Here is a 21865-nt window from a genome sequence, read left to right on the forward strand (position 1 = left end):
GAGTACAGATATTTTTATGTTGGTGTTGAGGCGGTTATGCCGCCAGCAGGGCTTCTGCGACCGGCGCCGGATGGGGCTCTCCGTCGCGCGAGAGGGTATCGAACCAATCCGACACCGCCCGCCACTGGTCGCGGGTATTGTCGATCAGGTTCATGTGGGCGCAGAACGAATCCGCCCCCGGCAGGCCGTCCAGATACCAGCCAATATGCTTGCGCGCCGTGCGTACGCCGGTGTGCTCGCCATAAAACCGGTAATGGTCGTCGAGATGTTCAAGCAACAGCTCGCGCATTTCCCCATAGGAGGGAGGGGCCAGTGACTCGCCCGTGCGCAAATAGTGATCGATTTCGCGGAAGATCCAGGGACGGCCTTGTGCCGCCCGGCCAATCATGACCGCGTCGGCGCCAGTGTAATCCAGGACGTGCTTGGCTTTTTCAGGCGAGTCGATATCCCCGTTTGCGATCACGGGGATGGTCAGCTCGGCCTTGACGGCGCGGATAGTGTCATATTCCGCCTCGCCCGTATAGAGGTCGGCGCGGGTGCGGCCGTGCAGCGTCAGCGCCGCGATGCCGGCATTTTCGGCCAGCTTGGCCACCCGCAGCGCGTTGCGGCTGTCGCGGTCCCAGCCGGTGCGGGTCTTCAGCGTGACCGGCACGCCCAGCGGCGCGCAGGCCGAGACCACGGCGTCCAGGATGCGGACGATCAGGTCTTCGTGGCGCAGCAGCGCGGACCCGGACGCCACGTTGCACACCTTCTTGACCGGGCAGCCCATGTTGATGTCGATAATGCGCGCGCCCTTGCCGGCGTTGAAGACGGCGGCCTCGGCCATCATGGCCGGGTCGGCGCCCGCGATCTGGACCGAAATAGGGGCGATCTCGCCATCATGATTCAGCCGCCGGGACGTCTTGACGCTATCCCATAGCTTGGGGTTGCTGGCGGCCATCTCGGACACGGCGTAGCCCGCCCCCAACTTCTTGCAAAGTTGTCGGAACGGACGGTCCGTCACGCCCGCCATGGGCGCGACAAGAACGTTGTTGGGAAGGGTCCATTGGCCTATGCGCATGGTCACATTTTAACCGGCTCGAATCGGACCCCTGTTTTCAGAGGCCGACAGCTTGGTAACAAGCGGCGCGGTTCAGGCGCGAAAGCCCTGCAACAAGTGCTGGGCCAGGGGGGCGCGCAGGGGCGAAGCCAGGTCCATGCCCAGCAAGGCCAGTCCACAGGCGTGCTCGACGGGCGCCAGCCCCGTGGCGAACACGCGCGGCATCAAATCGGTCAGGCCGGCGGTGATGAAACGGTCGACCTGCCGCGCCTGTGCGAATTCCGTCAGGCGCGCGGTGGGGCTGGATTCCGGCTGCGCCAGCCAGCCGGCCAGCGTCTGCGCCAGGCGGGCGGCGTCGCGCAGGCCCAGGTTCAGGCCCTGGCCGGCCACGGGGTGCAGCGTCTGCGCGGCGTTGCCGATGGCCACCACGCGCCCTTGCACCTGGGCGCGCCGGGCGGCCAGCGCCAGCGGGAAGACGTGGCGCGGGGATTGGCTCGACAGCCGGCCCAGGCGGTCGCCAAAAGCTTGCGTCAGCGCTGCAGAGAACGCAGCGTTGTCCATCGCGGCCAGTTCGTTGGCGCGTTCGGGGGCGCTGCACCAGACCACCGAGTACGCATCGGGCGTTTGCGGATGGGGCAACAGGGCCAGCGGCCCTTCTGCGGTAAAGCGTTCCCAGGCCCAACCCCGGCGCGGCAGCGTGGCGTGGGCCGTCGTCAGCACGGCATGCTGGCCGTAATCGCGGCGCAGGTCCGTGGCGCCGGCACCGTCGGACTGCACGGCCACCCGGCACAGCAGGGTGTTGTCGCCCTGCGCGATGCGCACGCCGTCGGCGTCCTGGCGTTCGACCTGCGCGGCGGGGCCGGACAGCACGGTGACGCCGCAGGCGGCCACGCGTTCGTCCAGCTTGGCGTGCAAGCCGGCATAGGCCACCACGCTGCCCAGCTGCGGCACGTTGAAATCGGTGTTCTGAATGACCGTGCGACCCAGCCGGCCGCGCTGCGACACATGGATGTTGCGTATGTCGGCCGAGCGATCCGGCCACGCCAGCAACGACTCCAGCAACACGCGGCTGCCGTGGTTCATGGCAAGCACGCGCGGATCGGCGGCGGGAATGGTGGCGGCGGGGCTGGTAGCGGCGGGAATGGTAGCGGCGGGAATGGTAGCGGCGGGCGATCCCGCGGCGGGCGACCCCGCGGCGGGCGACCCCGCGGCGGGCGGACCCGCAGTGCTCGGCGCGGCGGGGGCCGCTGCCGGAACGCTGCCCGCCAGCAGGGCGATGCGCGACGGGTCCGGCGCGACGCGCGCCAGCATCAGGGCCAGTACGCGGCCCACGGGGCCGGCACCAAGAATCGCGATATCGAAGGCGGATGCAGTCATGCCGGGATTTTAACCGTCCACTACAATCCGGCACAGCCAGCGCGGCGGGCCGCGCGTAACCCTTCCCGGTTGATCGACATGACGCAGGTTCAGGCTTCTTCTTCGGTGTCCGCTGCATCGGTTAGCGCCACTGCATCCGCCACCGCCCGCCGCCCGCGCGGCAAGGTCGCCGTGGGGCTGCTGGCCTGCCTGTTCGGCGCGTTTGGCGCGCATTGGTGGTACCTGGGCCGCCGCTACGCCTGGGCGGTAACGTTGCTGGCCGTCGTCAGCCTGTTCTGCGCGTTTCGCTTCTACCCCGTCTGGTACGACAACCCGGCCTTCTTCCTGTTGTTCATCCCGATGATCGACGGCTTCATTGAAAGCGCCGTGTTCTCGCTGATGTCCGACGAAAAATTCGACCGGTGCTACAACCCCGACCTGGGGCGGCCCACGTCCACGGGCTGGGGCCCGGTGCTGGTGGCGCTGCTGGCCTGCCTGGTGGGTTCGGTGGTGTCGATGTTCGCCATCGCGATGGTGGTGGTCTACGTCTGGGTCGCCATGGGCTGGCTGGACGGGCTGGTGCTGTAGCGCGGGATGCTGTCCGCCGCAGCGCTCATTGCTGCCCACGGCCTGCTGCGCTTTCCGCCCCCGCCCGGCGGCCCTATTCGCGCATCAACGCTTCGATTTCGGATGCCTGCACCGGCACCCCGCGCGTGATCAATTCGCAGCCTTCATCGGTAACCAGCGCATCGTCCTCGGTGCGGATGCCGATGTTCCAGTAGCTTTCCGGCACATCGTCCGAGGGGCGCACGTAGATGCCGGGTTCGATCGTCAGCATCATGCCCCGTTCCAGCGTGCGCCACGGCCGGTCGCCGGAGGGCTGGGCGGGGCCGGGTTGCCGATAATCGCCCACGTCGTGCACGTCCAGCCCCAGCCAATGGCCGGTGCGGTGCATGTAAAAGCGGCTGTAGTCGCCCGATTCCAGCACGCCGTCCAGGGACCCCTTCAGCAGCTTCAAGTCGATCATGCCCTGTGCCAGCACGCGCAACGCGGCGTCGTGGCCGTCGTTGAAGGTGCGCCCGGGCGCGGTGGCCGCCGCCGCGGCTTCTTGCGCGGCCACGGTCAGGTCGTACAGCGCGCGCTGCGGGCCGCTGTAGCGCCCGTTGACGGGAAAGGTCCGAGTGATGTCGCTGGCGTAGCTGTCGACTTCGCAGCCCGCGTCGATCAGCACCAGGTCGCCGTCGCGCAGCACGGCTTCACCTGCCGGGTAATGCAGCACGCAGGCGTTGGCGCCCGCCGCAACGATGCTGTTGTAGGCCACGGCCTGGGCGCCGTGGCGGCGAAATTCATAGAGCAGTTCCGCTTCCAGTTCGTATTCGTGCATGCCGGGTCGGGCCACGCGCATGGCGCGGGCGTGCGCGCCGGCCGATATTTTGGCGGCGCGCCGCATGCTGGCGATTTCAGAGGCGTCCTTGATCAGCCGCATTTCCGCCAGCAACGGTCGAATGTCTTGTTGCCGACTGGGCGGCGCATGCCCGGCCCGCCCCGCATCACGCGCGGCGGACAGCCAGCGATGCAGGCGGCCGTCGCGATGCTTGTCGCCGGCCAGGGGCGCATACAGCGTGGGGTGGTCCAGCATCAGCTTTGGTATCAGTTCGTCCAGCGCATCGATCGGGTGCGCGTCGTCAAAGCCGAAGTAATCGGCGGCCGCTTCGGGGCCGAACCGCTTGCCTTCCCATATTTCATGTTCGACATGGCGCGGCCGGCAAAACAACAGCGCGCGATCCGTGGCGCCCGCGATCAGTACCAGCCAGGCTGCCGGCTCGGTGAAACCGGTCAGGTAGAAAAAGTCGCTGTCGTGGCGGTAAGGGAACTCGGCGTCGCGGTTGCGGATCGCCTCGGGGGCGGTCGGCAAGATGGCGATGCCGCCGCCGTCGGCGCGCATCCGTTCCATCAAGCGTTGGCGGCGGGCGGCAAAGGGAGCGATGTCGGCGGGAGGCAGGCTCATGGCGGGCAGGGGCGCGAGCCCCGCGAAAGGTGAGGGATGCGGCTTACTTTACCCCGCTATCGCGCGCGCGCAACAGCAGAAAGCCAACCGGCGCGGTCCAGGCGAATTTGACTGGACGGCGCGATTTGCGCTGCTACAATCGCGGCTCTGTCATTGGGGAGTAGCCATCCTTTGCCCCCAAAGGAGTTAGCGTCAACAGACTTGGTGGTTCAGTGCCGCGTAGCGGTTGCTAGAACTCCATGGCGCTAACGGTTTCCATGCAAGCGGCCCGCCCGCCGCATGGATCAGCCAGGCGAGACCTTTGGCCGCGTAGCGTTCACCCTAGCCGGGCGAGCCGTTGCGTCGCGCCAATTGGTTTCTGCTCGTCCGGCTGCGTTCATATGTTGCTCACCCTGTTCCTGTTTTTCCTGTCCGCGGCAGTGATTTATTTCGCCTGCGAATTCTTCGTCAATGGCGTTGAATGGGTCGGACACCGCTTCCACCTGGGCGCTACCGCTACCGGCACCGTGCTGGCGGCCTTTGGCACGGCCTTGCCCGAAAGCGCGGTCACTTTCATGGCCGTCGTGTTCGGCGACACCCCTGAACAGAAAGACATCGGCGTCGGCGCAGCCATGGGCGGCCCGCTGGTGCTGGCGACCCTGGCGTACGCCGTGGTGGGCATCGCGCTGTGGCGCGCCCGCCGTGGAGGCCAGCCGGAAAAAGCCAACTGTATCAACGCGGACCAGCGCCGGCTGGCCCGCGACCAGGCCTGGTTCATGGGCATTTTCGTTTTCAAGGTGGGGCTGGGCCTGCTGGCCTTTGCCTGGAAGCCCTGGCTGGGCATTCTGTTCCTGGCCACTTACGGCATGTACGTCAAACGCGAACTTAGCCATGACGAAGAACGGGCCGATTCCGAAGACCTCGAACCGCTCAAGCTGCGGCCCCGCGACACCGACCCGTCGATGTTCTGGGCGGCGATGCAAACCGTGCTGGCGCTGGTGGTGATTGCCGGTGCATCGCACGTGTTCGTCAACCAGATCGAGCTGCTGGGCGTCGCCATGGGCGCGTCCCCGCACGTGGCCGCCTTGTTGCTGGCGCCCGTGGCCACTGAGCTGCCTGAAATCATGAATGCGCTGATCTGGGTCCGGCAGGGCAAGGAACGGTTGGCGCTGGCGAATATTTCGGGCGCCATGATGATCCAGGCCACCATACCCAGCGCGCTCGGTATTTTCATGACGCCGTGGCTGCTGGATGCGCCCTTGCTGGCGGCGGGCCTGTTCACGATGCTGTCGATCGGCCTGTTGTGGCTGCGCTTTCGCCGCTCGGTCATGAGCGTGCCCGCGTTGTCGGCGGTGGGCGGTTTTTATGCCCTGTTCGCGGCCTATCTGGGCTGGCATTTCTACGCCTGACAGCAGCTGGCCTGTACGGAAAACATGGCGCACGGCCTGCCAGGCCCGCGCCGCTTTTCTTTTTTGCATCAGTTGCGTCGTTGCACCGCAAAAACCTTGTCCATCAGTGGAAACCCGCGTAAAATCCGTCCGTTATCCATCCCAGGAGCAGTCTTCGTGAATACCGATTCCGGCGAAAGTAGTCGATCTTGCATCGACATCGCTGTCTGACAGGAAACACGCAGAGCTCCATCTGCCGCATCCTGTCATACAGGTTGCGGCGTATCCCAAGCCCAGGGTTCCACCCCGGGCAATAGCGCAAGCCTTCGGCTTGCCGGGAAATTCCCCAACGTAAACCGCCAGAACCGCCGCTAGTCGCAGCGTCAGCGTTCGTGCACGTCTTTTGTGCGCGTTTGCCATGCGCTGCGTCCGGCTGCACGCGTACTCGCGATCACGCTCCCCATTTTCGCAATGGAGGTCGTTATGCGTTTCTTCGACTTGTTCCTACGCCGCGCCGGCGTAGACCGTGCCACCGCCCTGGGCCGCCGTCGCGGCACGTCGCGTTTGACGGTCATTTGCCCGCGCGACGAACTGGGCGCCTTGCGCAAACAGATCTGCCTGGACTTCAGCGCCGCCGGCCTGGATGTCTCGCAAGTGCAGGTCGACCAAGGCCGCGACCCCAACCTGGCATCGGCTTGCATCACCGTCAATTGCCCGCCCGAACTGCGTGCTGAATTGATGTCGCAAGCACGCCGCCTCAGCGCCAACCCCGCCGTGCGCCACGTGCATTTCGGCGCGCAAGCCGCCGCAATGGCTGCGTAACGCCCACTTGTCCCAGGAGAGATCATGCCTAGTGCCTTAGACCCCGACCCTCGATTGCGCCAAGTGCATGGCGCCGGCATGCCTGTCTGACCTGTCTTCTCGCCTGCGAGCCGACCGGCCGGACAGACTTCCGGTTCCGACGGACTCCGCAGCATTGAATCCCCGGCCTTACCGCGTCCCACTGACGAACGCGTCCACGGCGCCGGTTTCGATTCCCAGCTAGCTCCCTTTCCGTTTTTTGCACTCCGGCGCGATTCACCGCGATCCGGACACCGGCAACATTGCCCCGGTGCCTGCGCACGCCCGCATGGGCGGACCCACGGCTTTCCATCATGGCCGTGGCCCGTTCCTGCCCGCGTGGCCGGCGCCTGGGCGGGAAAGCCGTGTCTCCGACAAGAAATCCAAGAAAAACCGGAGCACTCCGATGTTTACCTTCCTGAAATCCTTCTTTTCGTCGGCCGCCGGCCGCCGCCGCGCAGGCCGTCACTTCCGCCGCACCCCCATTCTTGAACAGGGCGCTCAAACCGCCGTTGCGTCGACGCCGTCGGAGGCATCGCGGCGCGCCAACCGCCGCATGCTGGAGCAATCCCGCATGGGGCTGGACGCCTTGTTCACGCAGTTGGCCAGTGGCCGTGGCGGCTTGACGCAAGCCCAGGCTGACGCTGCCCGCGAACGCCACGGCGCCAACGAAGTCGACCACGAAAAGCCGCTGTCCTGGTATTCGCACCTGTGGCTGTCGTACCGCAACCCGTTCAATCTGCTGCTGACGGCGCTGGCCGGCCTGTCCTGGCTGACCGACGTGCGGATGGCCGAGGCCGACGACAAGTCGTGGACAGCCGTGGCCATCATCGGCTCCATGGTGGTGATTTCCACTGTGCTGCGCTTTGCCCAGGAACTGCGCTCGAACCGCGCGGCCGAAGCGCTGAAAGCCATGGTACAGAACACCGCTACCGTGCTGCGCGCGGACGTGCTGACGCCGGATGCCGCCAACGGCCGGCGCGTGTTCGGCGCCCCGTTGCACGACTCGGGCTCGTACCAGCTGGAAGTGCCGCTGGCTGAACTGGTGCCCGGCGACGTGGTGCTGCTTTCGGCCGGCGACATGATCCCCGCCGACTGCCGCATCCTGAACGCCAAGGACCTGTTCATCGCCCAGGCCGCCTTGACGGGCGAATCCCTGCCCGTTGAAAAGCACGCCGTCCAGCGCGAGGAAACCGACAACTCGCTAGAGCTGGAAAACATGGCTTTCATGGGCACCAACGTGGTCAGCGGATCGGGCAGCGCGCTGGTCATCGCCACCGGCGCCAATACCTACTTTGGTCAGCTGGCCGGCCGGGTCACGCAGGAAAGCCGCGCCCCGACGCAGTTTCAGCAAGGCATCAACCGTGTCAGCTGGGTGTTGATCCGCTTCATGCTGGTCATGGCTCCCATCGTCTTCGTCATCAATGGCGTCACCAAGGGCGATTGGCTGGAAGCCTTGCTGTTCGCGCTGGCAATCGCCGTGGGCCTGACGCCGGAAATGCTGCCGATGATCGTTACCGCCACGCTGGCCAAGGGCGCGTTGCGCATGTCGCGCCGCAAGGTCGTCGTCAAGCGCCTGGACGCGATCCAGAACCTGGGCGCGATGAACGTGCTGTGCACCGACAAGACGGGCACGCTGACGCAAGACCGCATCGTGCTGGAACGCCACACCGACGTGTACGGATCCAGCAGCGACGATGTGTTGGCCTATGCCTACCTGAACAGCTACTACCAGACCGGCCTGAAGAACCTGCTGGATGTGGCGGTGTTGCAGCATGCCGAGGTCAAGCGCAGCCTGAACCTGGCCACCAAGTACCGCAAGGTCGATGAGATTCCTTTTGATTTTTCGCGGCGGCGGATGTCCGTTGTCGTCAACGAAACGGAAAACGGCCGTGACCATCACGAGTTGATCTGCAAAGGCGCGCTGGAAGAAATGCTGACGGCGTGCACGGGCTTGCGCGTGGGCGATTCGGTATTTCCGCTGACCGACGCGCGGCGCGCGGATATCCGGCGCGTCACGGCCGAGCTGAACCGCGACGGGCTGCGCGTCATCGCGGTGGGCGTCAAGGAAATGCCGCCCACGCAACTGGCCTATGGCGTGGCCGACGAGTCCGACCTGGTGCTGGTGGGGTACATCGCCTTCCTGGATCCTCCCAAGGAATCGACCGGCCCGGCGCTGGCCGCGCTGAAGGCGTCCGGCATCGAGGTCAAGGTGTTGACCGGAGACGTGGAACTGGTCACGCAGAAAGTCTGCCGCGAGGTCGATTTCGAGGTGCGCGGCGTGTATCTGGGCGCGCAGATTGAAGCCATGGACGATGCGGAACTGGCGGTGGCGGTGCGCCAGGCCAACGTGTTTGCCCGGCTGACGCCCGCGCACAAGGAACGCATCGTGCGCAGCCTGCGTGCACAAGGCGATACGGTGGGGTTCATGGGCGACGGCATCAACGACGCCCCGGCCCTGCGCGCGGCCGACGTCGGTATTTCCGTGGATTCCGCGGTGGATATCTCGAAGGAAGCCGCCGACATCATCTTGCTGGAAAAGAGCCTGATGGTGCTGGAGGATGGCGTGATCGAAGGCCGCAAGACCTTTTGCAACATGCTCAAGTACCTGAAGATGACGGCCAGCTCGAACTTCGGCAATGTGTTCTCGGTGCTGGTCGCCAGCGCCTTCCTGCCGTTCCTGCCGATGCTGCCCATTCACCTGCTGCTGCAGAATTTGATGTACGACGTATCGCAAACGGCAATTCCCTTCGACAATGTCGACGAAGAACTGCTGAAGAAGCCGCAGCAATGGGATGCGGACGGACTGGGCCGCTTCATGGTGTTCTTCGGCCCGATCAGCTCGCTGTTCGATATCGCGCTGTTCGGCATCATGTGGTTTGTGTTCCATGCCAATGCGCCGGAGCATCAGACGCTGTTCCAGTCCGGCTGGTTCGTTGAGGGCTTGCTGTCGCAGACGCTGATCGTGCACATGATCCGGACGCGCCGCATTCCTTTCCTGCAAAGCCGGGCGTCCTGGCCGTTGATGGCGATGACGGCAATGGTGGTGGTGCTGGGCCTGATGCTGCCGTTCTCGCCGCTGGCCGAGTACTTCCAGCTGCAAGCGTTGCCATGGGGCTATTTCCCCTGGCTGGTGGGGGTGTTGCTGAGCTACTGCGTGCTGACGCAGTTGCTCAAGGGCATTTGGGTACGTCGTTACGGCTGGCAATAAGGCCGCAATAAGGTCACATCTGGCGGGGCGGGCAAAGGTGCTCGCCCTGATAGGAGAAAGCATGAAAAAGGCATTCTGCGCGGTCGTCATGGTCGGTGGGCTGATTTTGTCGCCCGTGCTGGCCACGGCCGCCGCCGTCGAAGACTTCGGCCTGCACCTGTACGGGGTCGTCGATGCCGGGGTAGCGGTGACCAGCGTGTCCGGCCAAGGCAGCCACGCCGGCGTGCTGAACGGCGGGCTGACGGATTCACTTTGGGGGTTGTCGGGCACCGACGATCTGGGCGGCGGCTGGCGCAGCCGCTTCGGCCTTGAAAGCGGCTTCGACCCGTCCAGCGGCCAGCTGGAAGACGAGGGCCGCCTGTTCAACTACGCGGCCTGGGTCGGCCTGGGCAACGATACCTATGGCGAGGTGCGCCTGGGGCGCCAGCGCACCATCGGCCAGACGTTCGGCAACGCGCTGGAAATTGCGTCCTGGAAGGACATGGGCATGGGCGCCACGTTCAAGGCCTCGGACAACTTCCAGTTCAGCAATATGGTGAACGTGACGTCGGCGGACTGGAACGGCTTCCAGCTAGGCGCGGGCTACTCGTTCGATGCCGGCGACCAGAATCGGTTTCGGTCCAACCAGAACACCCGCGCGGTCAGCGCCGGGCTGAAGTATGAAAGCGGACCACTGCTGGCCGTGGCCACGTGGGATCAATTGCAGCTGGCCGGTTCCGATTCGGCAGCAGGGGCCAAGCGGCCCCGCGCCGTGCAATTGGGCGCGGCTTACGACTTTGAAGTGCTGAAACTGTCACTGGCGTGGTCGCGGCAACAAAACGGCTATGTCGGCCTGGACGGCGGCGACCCCGACAACCTGGGCCAGGGCCTGGGTCCGGCCCCGTTTGTCCAGGGCGGCACCATCAATGCCTGGCTGGTGGGCGCCAGCGTGCCGTTCGGCCCGGGCACCGTGCTGGTGCAGTGGTCCCTGGCGCGACCCGACTGGCAGTGGGACAACGGCATGACGGCGCGCAAGGCGCAGGTGGCGACCCTGGGTTATACCTATGCCTTGTCACCACGCACGACGCTATACGGCTTTGCCGGGTACGCGTCCAACTACACGCTGGACGACCAGTTCGACCCCGCCCATTCCCACACCACGCGCGTCGGAGCGGGCGTTTCGCATCACTTCTGATCCTGCCGGCCCACCGGACCACGGGCCGGCGCGGTCTACTACAATCAGCCCACAGGCCGGCGCGCGCCGCCGGCCCCGTCTTTCCCGATGTCTTTCGGATGGCCCGCATGGATAGTCTTGAATGGCTCATACCCTGGGAGTTCTCTCCCACGTTGGTCGCCTCCTTCGTGGTGGCGATCGTGCTGTTCGTGCGCGGGCAACGCGTCCACCATGTAACCGGCGCGCGTCGCTTTTTCTTTTGGCTGGGGCTGGTGCTGCTGTATCTGTCGATGCATACGCGCGTCGACTACTACGCCGAACGGATGTTCTTCATCCACCGCATCCAGCATCTGGTGCTACACCATTTGGGTCCGCTGCTGGTGATGGCGGCATTTCCGGGCCAGGTCATGCGCGCCGGGCTGCCGATGTCCTGGCGCATCCGGCTGCGTGACTTTCTGCGCACGCGTAGCGGGCGGGTCACCGTTGCCGTACTGACCAACAAGATTTTCGTGCCGACGCTGTTCGTCTTCCTGGTGCTGGTCTGGCTGATTCCGTCCGTGCAGTTCTATTCCATGCTGGACTGGCGCCTGTATCGCCTGATGAACTGGTCCGTGGTGATCAGCGGCTTCATGTACTGGAACCTGATCCTGGACCGCCGCCCCGCGCCGCCCGCGGCCATGACGCCGGGCGGACGCGTGATTTCTCCGGTGCTGACCATGCTGCCGCAGATGGTGGCGGGCGCCGTCATCGCCTTCACTGAAAGCGATATCTATCCGTTGTTTGAGCTCTGTGGCCGCGCCATCGCCATGTCGGCGCAAACAGACCAGACCATCGGCGGCCTCACGATGTGGATTCCGGCTGCCTTGGTCGAGGTGATCGGCTTGATGGTGGCCTTGGGCACCTTGATGCGCTTGTCCGCCAAGGGGCGGCTGCGCAAGGTGGACCGCGATGCGCGCGCCCGGGCCAAGGCCCGTGCGGCGCTATCCGCCTGAACGTGGTTCAGGCGGGCCGGGGCTTATTCCGGCACCAGTCCGTGATACTTCTTGCCCAGCGCCACGGTGGCCTGGAACATCCCCGCCTTGTTGCCGCAGTCGTAGCGCACGCCGTCAAAGCGGTGCGCGAACACGGCGCGCTCGCGCATCAGCGAGGCGATGCCGTCCGTCAGCTGGATTTCGTTGCCCGCGCCCATCTTGGTTGAACGCAGGTGGTCAAAAATGGCGGCTTCCAGCACGTAGCGGCCCACGACGGCCAGCGTCGACGGGGCGGCATCGGGCTCGGGCTTTTCCACAATATGCGTGACGCGCTCCGTGCGCGGATCCAGGTTCGCTTCGCCGGCGCGCGTGGCCACGATGCCGTACTTGCGGGTATCGGCGCGGGGCACATCCTGCACGCCCAACACGCTGGCGTTCTGGGCCACGGCCACATCCACCAATTGCTTCATGGCCGGCGTGTCGGCGTCGATCAGGTCATCGGCCAGCAATACGGCAAAGGGTTCGTCGCCCACGGCGGGGGCGGCCGACAACACGGCGTGGCCCAGGCCCAGCGGCGCGGATTGGCGGATGTAGAGGCAATTGACATGCGCGGGTAGAATGCCCCGCACCATGGCAAGCAGCTCGTGCTTGGCTTTGCTTTCCAGGTCGGATTCAAGTTCCGGGGCCGAGTCGAAGTGGTCTTCGATGGCGCGCTTGTTGCGGCCCGTCACGAAGATCAGATCGGTGATGCCGGCGGCGACCGCTTCTTCAACGGCGTATTGAATCAATGGCTTATCGACCACGGGCAGCATTTCCTTGGGCATCGCCTTGGTGGCGGGCAGGAAGCGGGTGCCCATGCCGGCGACAGGGAAAACGGCTTTACGGACGGGACGCATTGAGACCTCGTTGGGAGTATCGATGAAACATTTTAAGCTCATCGCTATCATAGGCTTATGAACCGCAGGAACATGCCATCCATTTGCGCTATTGCGAAACGAAGCGCGATTCTCGCCCTGAGCGCCGCGTTGATCGCCCCCTCCCTTCCCGTTGCCGCCTGGGCGCAACCGGTGGGTCTGCCAACCATGGGGGCCGCATCCGCCGCCGAGCTCTCGCCCATGCTGGAACGCAGCCTGGGCGAGGCCATCATGTCGCAAGGCCGGCGTGACCCGACTTATGTCGACGACCCCGAGCTCAGCCAATATCTGACCACCATGGGCCGCAAGCTGGCGGCCTTTGCGCCGGGGGCCGTGCCCGACGTCGAAATGTTTGGCGTGCGCGACCCCGAAATCAACGCTTTTGCGATGCCGGGCGGATTTATCGGCGTCAATACCGGCCTGATCGTGTCCTCGGGCAGCGAATCGGAACTGGCCGCCGTCCTGGCGCACGAAATCGGCCACGTCGTGCAGCGCCACATCGCGCGCGGCATGACGCAGCAGAACCAGAACGGCATGGTGATGCTGGCCAGCCTGGCCGGCGCGTTGCTGGCCGCGCTGGCCGGTGGCGGCGGCAACCTGGCGATGGGCGTGGCGGCGTTTGGCCAGGCCGCCGCCATCAATCGACAGCTGGGCTTTTCACGCGATGCGGAACGCGAGGCCGACCGGGCCGGTTTCCAGATGCTGACCAAGGCGGGGTACGACGCCGAGGGCATGTCCCAGATGTTCTCGCGGCTGATGAATGCGTCGCGCCTGAACGAAGGGGCCGGCGGCGGTTCATGGGCCAGCACCCACCCTTTGTCCATCGAACGGATGTCCGATGTCCAGAACCGGGTGCGGTCATTGCCGGCTTCGCGCCATATCGACAGCGACGATTTTTGGTACGTGCGCGCCAAGATGCGCGTGGTGCAGGGGCGCGACGCCGTCAGCCTGCGCTCGGCCGGGCAGCAATTGCAGGACGAGGCGCAAGCGCTGTCAGGGGTGCGGCAGTCGGCCGCCTATTACGGGCTGGCCCTGCAAGCGTTCCAGCGCAACAACCTGGCTGAGGCCGACCGGTACTGGAACCTGGCCACCGCAAATGGGCGCAATTCCGCGCAACTGGCCAAGCTTAGCGTCGACATTGCGCTGGCGCGCAAGGACACCGCCCGCGCCGTGGAGTTGGCGCAGGCCGCCGCCAAGCGCTGGCCGGACCAGCGGGCGCTGGGTATCGGCTATGCGCAGGCGCTGCAAAGCAACGGCCGCCATGCCGAGGCGCAGGATTATCTGCGCGCCAAGATCAAGCAATGGGGCAGCGACGAACCCAGCCTGTATCAGATGCTGGCGCAAAGCGAAGAGCGCAACGGCAAGCCCGTGCAGGCGCGCCGAGACCTGGCGCGGTTTTATGTCATGACCGGAGCGTTCGCCGCCGCCGAGTCGCAGCTACAGCAGGCGCGCGGCCTGTCGACCGACTTCTACGAGCAATCGCAGATCGACGTGCAGATCAAGGAAGTCAAAGACAAGCTGGCCGAAGAACGACAGCTGCTGGAACGCTTCAAATCGGGCTGATGGCGGGCGGCATGGCCTTAATGGCCGGAGTCATCCGGCCGCCGCTTGTGCCAGCGGCCAACTACTGCCGCGCTTACCGCTACAGCTACAGGCCCGTTTCGAAGAAGCGGCCCAGCCGCTGGGGCAGCCAGTTCAGGTGTGCGGGAAATGCGCCGGTCGGAAAGCCGGCATGGCCGCCGTCGCTGGGCTGGTGCAACAAGATGGTTGGCGAGCAGTCTTCCGGCTTGGGCAGCGATGCCGCCGGAATGAAGGGGTCGTTGCGGGCGTTGAGCACCAGCGTGGGCACCGAGATCTTGGGCAGCCACGGCTTGCTGGACGCGCGCGTCCAGTAGTCCAGCGCATTGCGAAACCCGTGCATCGGCGCGGTGTAGGTGTCGTCGAATTCGCGCAGGTCGTGCGCATGCGCGATACGCATCACGTCGATCGCGCCAGGAAAACGGTGCGCCTTTTCCAATACCTTGTGCTTGAGCGTCTTCAGGAAATGCGCGGTGTATACGCGCCGGTTGAAGATGCCGGTGGACAGGGTCTTGCCGCAGGCGACCAGGTCCAGCGGCACGGAAACGCCTGCCGCGGCGGTCAGCCAGGTGGTGTCTTCCTGGTGTTCACCCAGGTATTTCAATAGCGCATTGCCGCCCAGCGACACGCCCACCGCATGCCAGCGCGCATGCGGAATGCGGTCGCGCACGGTCTTGAGCAGGAAGCCGACTTCAGCGGAATCACCCGAGTAATACGCGCGTGCCAAGCGGTTGGGCACGCCCGAACAACCCCGAAAATGCGCGATGACGACGATCCAGCCGCGCGCGCGGAAATAATGAGCAACGGACTGGGCGTAGCGGCTGTTGCTGCCGCCTTCCAGGCCATGGAACAGGATCAGCGCGGGGGTGTCGGGCGTTTGCGGCAGCGACTGCCAATCGGGTGCCGTCATCCATCGCGCCGCGGCGGTCTTGCCATTGGCAACCGGCCCCTGTCCGCTGACAGGCGCACCGTCGGCAGCCTTGTGCGGAAACAGGCCGGGTCCGGTCCAGTCGAAGTCCACGAAATCGGTGTCGGGCGTGTCCACCCGGTCGCGCACGAAGGCGATTCGGTGGTATTGCGCGAACAAGGACGCGTAGACCGTCTGGCTGTCGCCTCCGGGTAACCAGGAGGGGACGGGGCATGGAGACGAGTCAAGACGAGCAGCGGCCAACTAAAAATCCACCCGATTCAATGCAGCATGTCGGGTACGTCGTGCAAGTCGAGCACCCCGGCTTCCGTGGGCGCCGACGACGAATGATGCATGACCATGCGCCATCCGGTTGGACCCTTGTGGTAGATGTTCGTGGCGTAGCAGTTTGCAAACTGCGTGCCTTCGCGCGTGCGCACCGCCACCTGTTCAACCAGCACGTGCACCGCGCACATCATGCTGAGCATGACCAGCGGGCGCAGCGGACGGACATGCAGCGGCCCGTTGGACAGCACCTGCTGCCAGGAGTCGTGCACCGCCGAGTGGCCGACAATGCGCAGGCCCCCGGGGTGGATGCAGACGACTTCTTCGTCGTCGGCCCACACCTGCATCAGGCGGACGCAGTCCCCCTGTTCCAGGGCTTCGTAGAACGCGTGTTCGGCTTCTTCGGGGGTGGCAAACATAGGGCTGCGGTAACCGTGGCGTTGGGCGTCGAAGGCGGCTGGCTTAGTGGTGGCCGTGCAGCACCGTGCCGGCCTTCAGGCGATATTGCGCGCCGCAGTAGGCGCAGCTTGCAGAGCCGGTACGGGCCACGTCAAGGAAGACGCGCGGGTGCATGCTCCACAGCGGCGCCTTCGGGCCGGGACAGAAAACGGGCAGGTCTTCAGCGCCGACTTCAATGACTTCGTGAGCGTTCGGGACGGCGGCCGGGGCAGCGGTCATGGATCTTCCTGAATAAAAAAACCGATAAACGGCGGGTTGGGCAATGTGCGGCCGGTATTGAACCCACCGCGCGAATCACAACTGACTTAGCCAGTGATGGTACTTCGGGACGCGGCCATTCACCATGGCCGATTTTGCGCCGCGCCAGGCCCGACCAGCCAAGAATTTTCAGGCGCGTATTGTATCAAGCGACGAGGTTACAATACCGGCCTATTCGCGCACCGGCGTGGTGCCATTCGGCCCACGCAATCCGTAAGAGTTCCCATGTCGTCCTGTCCGAACCGCCAGGGGCCAGCCGTTGTCCTCTGAATCCGCGCTTTCTGAATCCGAAGATCCCGGCGCGGTGCGCCAGCAACGCCTGAACGCCTTTCGCGCCGGCGTGCACGCTATCGTGCCTGCGTTGATCGCCACGGCAACCTGGGGCTTGGTGACGGGGGTGGCGATGGTCAAGTCGGGGCTGACCGAATCCATGGCGTTGGCCATGACGCTCTTGCTGTACGCGGGCTCGGCTCAGTTGACGTCATTGCCGCTGATCGCCACGGGCGCACCGCTGTGGCTGATCTTCGCCGCCGGCTTTGTCGTGAACCTGCGCTTTCTGATTTTCGGCGCGGCCTTGCAGCCGTATTTCCGGCATCTGTCCTGGCCCAAGCGTTTGGGGCTGGGCTACTTCACCACCGATATGGGCTTCGTGCTGTTCATGCCGCGCTACGGCGATTCGGCCGAACGCGGCACGCGCGATCAACTCTGGTTCTTCCTGGGCACCATCGTGCCGGGGTGGCTGGTGTGGCAATCGTCTTCCATCGTCGGCATTTACCTGGGCACCATGGTGCCCACCGGCTGGTCGCTGGATTTTGCGGCGGTGCTGGCCCTGCTGGCGATTACCGTGCCGCTGGCCAATTCCAAGCCGATGCTGGTGTCCATGCTGGCCGCCGGCGTGGTGGCCTGGACGGGGCAGGTGCTGCCATTGCGGCTGGGCTTGGCCGCGGCCGTCATCGCGGGCGTCGTGGCCGGCATGTGGGCCGAACGATTCTTCAAGGCGCGTCCATGACCCTCTGGCCCTCCGAGATCTACGTCTATTCGGCGATCCTGTTGCTGGCCCTGTGCAGCGTCCTGACGCGCGCCGGCTTCATGCTTTTCGGCGATTACATTCCTTTGCCCGATGGCGTGCGGCGCGCGTTGCGCTATGCGCCCGCCGCCGCGCTGACCGCCATCGTTGTGCCGGACCTCTTGCCTTGGAAGGCGGGCTTGGGGCCGGTGTTCGATTACAAGCTGGTGGCCGGTCTGGTCGCCATCCTGGTTTTTCTCCGCACCCGTAGCGCGGTGCTGGTGATCGTGGTCGGCATGCTGGTCTTGTGGGGGCTGCGCTGGCTGGCCGGCTGATGTTCGGCTTTCGATCATGATTAGTCCATCTGGTGGACAGTCTAAACCGGCTGGAAGCGGGCGTGCCCGTTGTCTGGCGGTGTTGCCGTACCCGTCTGAAACCACTCTTTGATGTTGTGGTAGGGCGCCTGCGCTAAAATCCACGTTATCCACAGCAATCCGGGCCTGGTACTGCCCTCATAAGTATCGAATCCCGAATGCGCCCGCTGGCCTGCAAGGCAGGGTGCCGATTGCCCGCGAAGCCGAATCCGCTTCGCGGCGATTTGCGTGCCGTCGCGATGCGACCACGCGTATTCAGATTGCCCCGATGCATATGTAGTGCAGTGCATGTAGCACTCTCGTTTTGTTCTTTTTCACTGGTCCCGGTATCTGCCAAACCCTGATGACTGAATCCACTCAATCCGTAGCACCCCCCGCCGACGCGCCCGCGCCGACGTTTGCCGATTTTGGACTGCACCCGCTGCTGCTCCAGTCCATCGCCGAAACCGGCTACACCATTCCGACGCCCATTCAGGCGCAAGCCATCCCCGTCGTGGTGGAAGGGCGCGACGTCATGGGCGCCGCCCAGACCGGCACCGGCAAGACGGCCGCGTTCACCGTGCCCATCCTGCACCGCCTGATGCCGCTGGCTAACACCAGCGCCTCGCCCGCGCGCCACCCGGTGCGCGCGCTGATCCTCACGCCCACGCGCGAGCTGGCCGACCAGGTGTTCGAAAGCGTCAAGCGCTACAGCAAGCAAACGCCCCTGCGTTCCGCCGTGGTGTTCGGTGGCGTGGATATCGGTCCGCAAAAAGAAGCGCTGCGTCGCGGCTGCGAAATCCTGGTGGCCACGCCCGGCCGCCTGCTGGACCACGTCGAACAAAAGAACGTGAACCTGAGCCAGGTCGGCATCCTGGTGCTGGACGAAGCGGACCGCATGCTGGACATGGGCTTTCTGCCCGACCTGGAACGCATCATCCGCCTGCTGCCCGCGCAGCGTCAGGGCCTGCTGTTTTCGGCCACGTTCAGCAACGAAATCCGCAAACTGGGCCGTTCGTACCTGAACCAGCCGGTCGAGATCGAAGTCGCGGCGCGCAATGCCACTGCCACCACCATCACGCAGATCGCCTACAAGATGTCCAGCGACGCCAAGCGCGCCGCCGTCGTGCATCTGGTGAAGTCGCGCGGCCTGAAGCAGGTGATCGTGTTTTCGAACACCAAGATCGGCACGGCCCGGCTGGCCCGCGAACTTGAACGCGATGGCGTCAAGGCCGAATCGATTCACGGCGACAAGACCCAAGCCGACCGCATGAAGGCGCTGGAAGCCTTCAAGGCCGGCGACCTGGAAGTGCTGGTGGCCACCGACGTGGCCGCGCGCGGCCTGGACGTGGCCGGCGTGCCTTGCGTCATCAACTATGACCTGCCGTACAACGCCGAAGACTACGTGCACCGCATTGGCCGGACCGGCCGCGCGGGCGCATCGGGCGAAGCCATTGCGCTGTTCACGCCGGATGAAGAACGCTTCCTGCTCGACATCGAAAAGCTGATCAAGCGCGAAGTGCCGCGCGGTACGCTGGACTTGCCGGCCGACGCCGTGGCGCGCAGCCATCGCCGCAGCGAAGACCGCCCGTCGTCCTCTTCCTCGTCCTCGCGCGAGGGGCGTGAATCAAGCCGTGAAGGAAGCCGTGGCGACCGCGGTGGCCGTTCATCCGATCGCCGCTCGGGCTACACGTCAGGCGGCTCGCGCCAACCGGTGGATGATTTCTTCCTGAAGCCCTACGAGCCCTCGGCGTCGTCTTCGTCCGAGCAAGAGCCCGCGCCCAAGAACGACAGCGGTTCGTCGTCGCCCAAGCGCCAGGTGGCAGTGTTGCTGGGCGGCTCGCGCAAGAACTGATCGCCGCCCCGCGCCGCATAAAAAAACCCGCAACGCCGTTTGGCCTTGCGGGTTTTTTTGTCGGTGCCGGGAATCAGGCGGCTAGCAGTTTTGGCAGATCGGGTAATTCGGAACTGACTGCCGGGCTGTTCGCGTCCACGCTTTCAATCAAGCGTTCCAGATGGCCGATGTGCGGCAACATGGGGCCATAGAACACCACGCGCGACCCGATTTGCACCAGCAGAGTCGGGAAGTTCTCGACATCGATATCGCCCAGCAGTTCGGCATGGTCTTCGATGTCTATCCAGGCGAACACGTGCTGCGGCAGGGCGTCTGCCAACGCTTCAAGCTTGGGCTTGTACTGTTCGCAGGTGTCGCACCAGGCCGCGCAGAAGCAGGCGATGAGCCAGGTGTCGGGGGTTGCGCTTAGCCGCGCGCGCAAGGCGGCCAGGTCAGAGCCGGGTACGAGTAGAGACATGTGAGCAGATCGGGGCGTGTTTGACTATCATACCCGGGATGTCCACCCCCCTTTTTCAAGCTCTTATGACCGCTTTACGCCCCGATACCGCCGCGCCCGGCAATGGCCGATTCTCTGGCGCCGGCACGGGCGCCGTCAGCGTTGGCCAGGCGTTCAAGCGCGCGCTGGTGTCGCAATGCCATCCGACGATGCTGTTCGCGGTGCTGCTGCCATTCCTGATTGCGCTGGTTGGCGCGTTCCTGTTGCTGTATCTGTTCTGGACGCCATTGACCGACTGGCTGCGCGCCGAGGTGTCCCACTGGGACATGGTGAATCGCGCCGACGAATGGATGATCGCAATGGGCCTGTTTTCGCTCAAGATCTATCTCATCCCCGTCATTGCCGCCGCCATTTTGCTGCCCGTGTCCGGCATCCTGGGCCTGGCCATTGCCGCTGTTTTCGTGATGCCGCTGGTGCTGCGCCACGTGGGGCAGCGCGAATATGCCAGCGTGACGCCGCAGGGCAAGTTCTCGACGGCGGTCAGCGTATGGAACGCCATCTGGGTATCGGCCGCCTTCGCCGCCGGCTGGGTGCTGACGCTGCCCTTGTGGCTGGTGCCGCCCATGGCGATCATCCTGTCGATCTTCTGGTGGGCCTTTGCTTTTTCGCGGATGATGCGCGTGGACGCCATCGTGGAACACGCCAGCCCCGAAGAACGCAAGCTGATCCTGGAACGCAACAACGGCGGCTTCTGGACCATCGGGCTTATTTGTTCACTGCTGAACTTGCTGCCGCCCGCCTGGATTATCCTGCCGGTGTTTTCGGCGCTGGTCTACGCGCACTACGGCCTGGAAGCGCTTCGGCGTTTGCGCCAGGATCGTGTCATCGAAGCCTGACCGGCATTTAACCCTTACCGTTTTGGAACTGGACATGGCCGCAGAATCCGCCGCCCGTCGCATCGGTCTTATCATCGTTGGCGACGAAATCCTCTCGGGCCGCCGTCAGGACAAGCATTTTTCAAAGGTCGTCGAGCTCCTCAGTGCTCGCGGCATGCAACTGGGTTGGGCCGAATTCCTGCCCGACGACCGCGACACACTGGTGGCGGCCTACAAGCGCAGCTTCGCCACGGGCGACGTCGTGTTCTCCTGCGGCGGCATCGGCGGCACGCCTGATGACCACACCCGCCAAGCCGCCGCTGCCGCGCTGGGCTTGCCATTGGCGCTGCACCCGGAGGCCGAGCAGGCGATTGCGCTGCGCACCGCCGAAATGGCGGCCAAGGGGCAGGGCACGGCCGACATGAGCGCGCCCGAAAACCAGCAGCGCCTGCAAATGGGCGTGTTTCCGCAAGGCTGCGAGATCGTTCCCAACCCGTACAACCGCATCCCGGGCTTCTTCATCCACGACCACACCTTCGTACCCGGCTTTCCCGTGATGGCCTGGCCGATGCTGGAATGGACCCTGGACACGCGCTATCGTGCGCTGCAACATGTGCGCGCCCATGTCGAGCATTCTTTCCTGGTGTTCAGCATGCCCGAATCGCGCATTACGCCGGCTATGGTCAGCGTGGAAAGCCGCTGGCCCGACGTGCGCGCCTTCAGCCTGCCCAGCGTGGGCGAAGCGGGCGGAACGCCCCATATTGAGCTGGGCGTCAAAGGGGAACCGGCGGCCGCCGCCGAGGCGCTGGAGTTCCTGCGCGCCGAGGTGCTGCGCCTGGGCGGAAAGCTTGCGCCGCCCGCCGCGGCTTGATCTCGTCGCAAAAAAGCCATTGCAAAATGGCGTCTTAAATTTCACAATACGGGAAAGAACTGTTTGCTGCGTTGCCGCAAGGCCGGTCTTTTACGGCGTTGCGGCGCGAGCCTACCTCCCCCT

At 64.9% G+C, this 21865-nt stretch carries 20 protein-coding genes and 1 riboswitch; of the genes, 12 read left to right on the forward strand and 8 right to left on the reverse strand.

Annotation, left to right across the window (positions count from 1 at the left end; translation table 11 throughout):
• Nucleotides 1-34: 34 nt before the first annotated feature.
• Both dusB and KYT87_RS04470 read right to left on the reverse strand, forming a co-directional pair.
• A complete protein-coding gene (gene dusB / locus KYT87_RS04465) occupies nucleotides 35-1060 on the reverse strand; it encodes a tRNA dihydrouridine synthase DusB (protein WP_046803485.1) in 1026 nt (341 codons plus the stop codon).
• Between the two features lie 72 nt (nucleotides 1061-1132).
• Complete coding sequence (locus KYT87_RS04470) at nucleotides 1133-2416, reverse strand: UbiH/UbiF/VisC/COQ6 family ubiquinone biosynthesis hydroxylase (RefSeq protein ID WP_219991769.1); 1284 nt, start codon at nucleotides 2414-2416, stop codon at nucleotides 1133-1135.
• Between the two features lie 78 nt (nucleotides 2417-2494).
• On the opposite strand from KYT87_RS04470, the gene KYT87_RS04475 reads away from it, so the two are divergent.
• The gene (locus tag KYT87_RS04475; protein ID WP_255593899.1) at nucleotides 2495-2983 is read left to right on the forward strand and encodes a hypothetical protein; all 489 of its coding nucleotides are present in this window, start codon (nucleotides 2495-2497) and stop codon (nucleotides 2981-2983) included.
• A 73-nt stretch (nucleotides 2984-3056) separates the two neighbouring features.
• Here the strand turns inward: KYT87_RS04475 and KYT87_RS04480 are convergent, their stop codons facing one another.
• Nucleotides 3057-4403, reverse strand: a complete 1347-nt coding sequence (locus KYT87_RS04480; protein WP_046803483.1) for an aminopeptidase P N-terminal domain-containing protein — start codon at nucleotides 4401-4403, stop codon at nucleotides 3057-3059.
• 136 nt (nucleotides 4404-4539) lie between these two features.
• Nucleotides 4540-4703: riboswitch (yybP-ykoY riboswitch) on the forward strand.
• 80 nt (nucleotides 4704-4783) lie between these two features.
• Here KYT87_RS04480 and KYT87_RS04485 point away from each other — a divergent pair.
• From KYT87_RS04485 to KYT87_RS04505, 5 genes are all read left to right on the forward strand, one after another.
• Entirely contained in the window at nucleotides 4784-5791 is a 1008-nt protein-coding gene (locus KYT87_RS04485; RefSeq protein WP_046803482.1) for a sodium:calcium antiporter, read from the forward strand.
• Nucleotides 5792-6253: 462 nt separating this feature from the next.
• Complete coding sequence (locus KYT87_RS04490; RefSeq protein ID WP_039882806.1) at nucleotides 6254-6592, forward strand: hypothetical protein; 339 nt, start codon at nucleotides 6254-6256, stop codon at nucleotides 6590-6592.
• Nucleotides 6593-7016: 424 nt separating this feature from the next.
• Entirely contained in the window at nucleotides 7017-9821 is a 2805-nt protein-coding gene (gene mgtA / locus KYT87_RS04495; protein ID WP_046803481.1) for a magnesium-translocating P-type ATPase, read from the forward strand.
• Between the two features lie 61 nt (nucleotides 9822-9882).
• Nucleotides 9883-10995, forward strand: a complete 1113-nt coding sequence (locus KYT87_RS04500) for a porin (RefSeq protein WP_219991770.1) — start codon at nucleotides 9883-9885, stop codon at nucleotides 10993-10995.
• Between the two features lie 98 nt (nucleotides 10996-11093).
• The gene (locus KYT87_RS04505) at nucleotides 11094-11966 is read left to right on the forward strand and encodes a cytochrome c oxidase assembly protein (RefSeq protein WP_104143544.1); all 873 of its coding nucleotides are present in this window, start codon (nucleotides 11094-11096) and stop codon (nucleotides 11964-11966) included.
• Between the two features lie 23 nt (nucleotides 11967-11989).
• Here KYT87_RS04505 and galU read toward each other — a convergent pair whose 3' ends face one another.
• Nucleotides 11990-12841 carry a UTP--glucose-1-phosphate uridylyltransferase GalU gene (gene galU, locus KYT87_RS04510; RefSeq protein ID WP_046803479.1) on the reverse strand — a complete coding sequence of 284 codons (852 nt, stop codon included), beginning with the start codon at nucleotides 12839-12841 and terminating at the stop codon, nucleotides 11990-11992.
• Between the two features lie 57 nt (nucleotides 12842-12898).
• On the opposite strand from galU, the gene KYT87_RS04515 reads away from it, so the two are divergent.
• Complete coding sequence (locus KYT87_RS04515; RefSeq protein ID WP_219991771.1) at nucleotides 12899-14422, forward strand: M48 family metalloprotease; 1524 nt, start codon at nucleotides 12899-12901, stop codon at nucleotides 14420-14422.
• An 85-nt stretch (nucleotides 14423-14507) separates the two neighbouring features.
• Here KYT87_RS04515 and KYT87_RS04520 read toward each other — a convergent pair whose 3' ends face one another.
• From KYT87_RS04520 to KYT87_RS04530, 3 genes are read right to left on the reverse strand one after another with little or no spacing between them, the layout of a single operon-like run.
• Nucleotides 14508-15608 carry a YheT family hydrolase gene (locus KYT87_RS04520; RefSeq protein ID WP_046803477.1) on the reverse strand — a complete coding sequence of 367 codons (1101 nt, stop codon included), beginning with the start codon at nucleotides 15606-15608 and terminating at the stop codon, nucleotides 14508-14510.
• A 17-nt stretch (nucleotides 15609-15625) separates the two neighbouring features.
• A complete protein-coding gene (locus KYT87_RS04525; protein WP_006217685.1) occupies nucleotides 15626-16048 on the reverse strand; it encodes a nuclear transport factor 2 family protein in 423 nt (140 codons plus the stop codon).
• Nucleotides 16049-16091: 43 nt separating this feature from the next.
• Nucleotides 16092-16307 (reverse strand): zinc-finger domain-containing protein, encoded by a 216-nt coding sequence (locus KYT87_RS04530; protein WP_006217686.1) that lies wholly within the window; start codon nucleotides 16305-16307, stop codon nucleotides 16092-16094.
• A 298-nt stretch (nucleotides 16308-16605) separates the two neighbouring features.
• Between KYT87_RS04530 and KYT87_RS04535 the strand changes: the two genes are divergently transcribed.
• The 3 genes from KYT87_RS04535 to KYT87_RS04545 all read left to right on the forward strand — a co-directional run bounded on the left by KYT87_RS04535 (nucleotide 16606) and on the right by KYT87_RS04545 (nucleotide 19560).
• Nucleotides 16606-17355: an AzlC family ABC transporter permease gene (locus KYT87_RS04535; protein WP_046803476.1), complete on the forward strand. Its 750-nt coding sequence runs from the start codon at nucleotides 16606-16608 to the stop codon at nucleotides 17353-17355.
• A complete protein-coding gene (locus KYT87_RS04540) occupies nucleotides 17352-17687 on the forward strand; it encodes an AzlD domain-containing protein (protein ID WP_046803475.1) in 336 nt (111 codons plus the stop codon). The genes KYT87_RS04535 and KYT87_RS04540 overlap by 4 nt, the downstream gene beginning before the upstream one ends.
• Before the next feature lie 382 nt (nucleotides 17688-18069).
• Nucleotides 18070-19560, forward strand: coding sequence for a DEAD/DEAH box helicase (locus KYT87_RS04545; RefSeq protein WP_104143545.1), 1491 nt, complete (start codon nucleotides 18070-18072; stop codon nucleotides 19558-19560).
• 73 nt (nucleotides 19561-19633) lie between these two features.
• On the opposite strand, the gene KYT87_RS04550 is transcribed toward KYT87_RS04545, so the two are convergent.
• Nucleotides 19634-20017, reverse strand: coding sequence for a thioredoxin family protein (locus tag KYT87_RS04550; protein ID WP_104143546.1), 384 nt, complete (start codon nucleotides 20015-20017; stop codon nucleotides 19634-19636).
• 65 nt (nucleotides 20018-20082) lie between these two features.
• On the opposite strand from KYT87_RS04550, the gene KYT87_RS04555 reads away from it, so the two are divergent.
• Both KYT87_RS04555 and KYT87_RS04560 read left to right on the forward strand, forming a co-directional pair.
• Complete coding sequence (locus KYT87_RS04555) at nucleotides 20083-20892, forward strand: EI24 domain-containing protein (RefSeq protein ID WP_046803473.1); 810 nt, start codon at nucleotides 20083-20085, stop codon at nucleotides 20890-20892.
• A 34-nt stretch (nucleotides 20893-20926) separates the two neighbouring features.
• Nucleotides 20927-21742, forward strand: a complete 816-nt coding sequence (locus KYT87_RS04560; protein WP_046803472.1) for a molybdopterin-binding protein — start codon at nucleotides 20927-20929, stop codon at nucleotides 21740-21742.
• Nucleotides 21743-21865 lie beyond the last annotated feature (123 nt).

It is taken from the genome of Achromobacter sp. ES-001 (assembly GCF_019448355.1).
GTDB classification, from domain to species: Bacteria; Pseudomonadota; Gammaproteobacteria; order Burkholderiales; family Burkholderiaceae_B; genus Achromobacter; species Achromobacter spanius_B.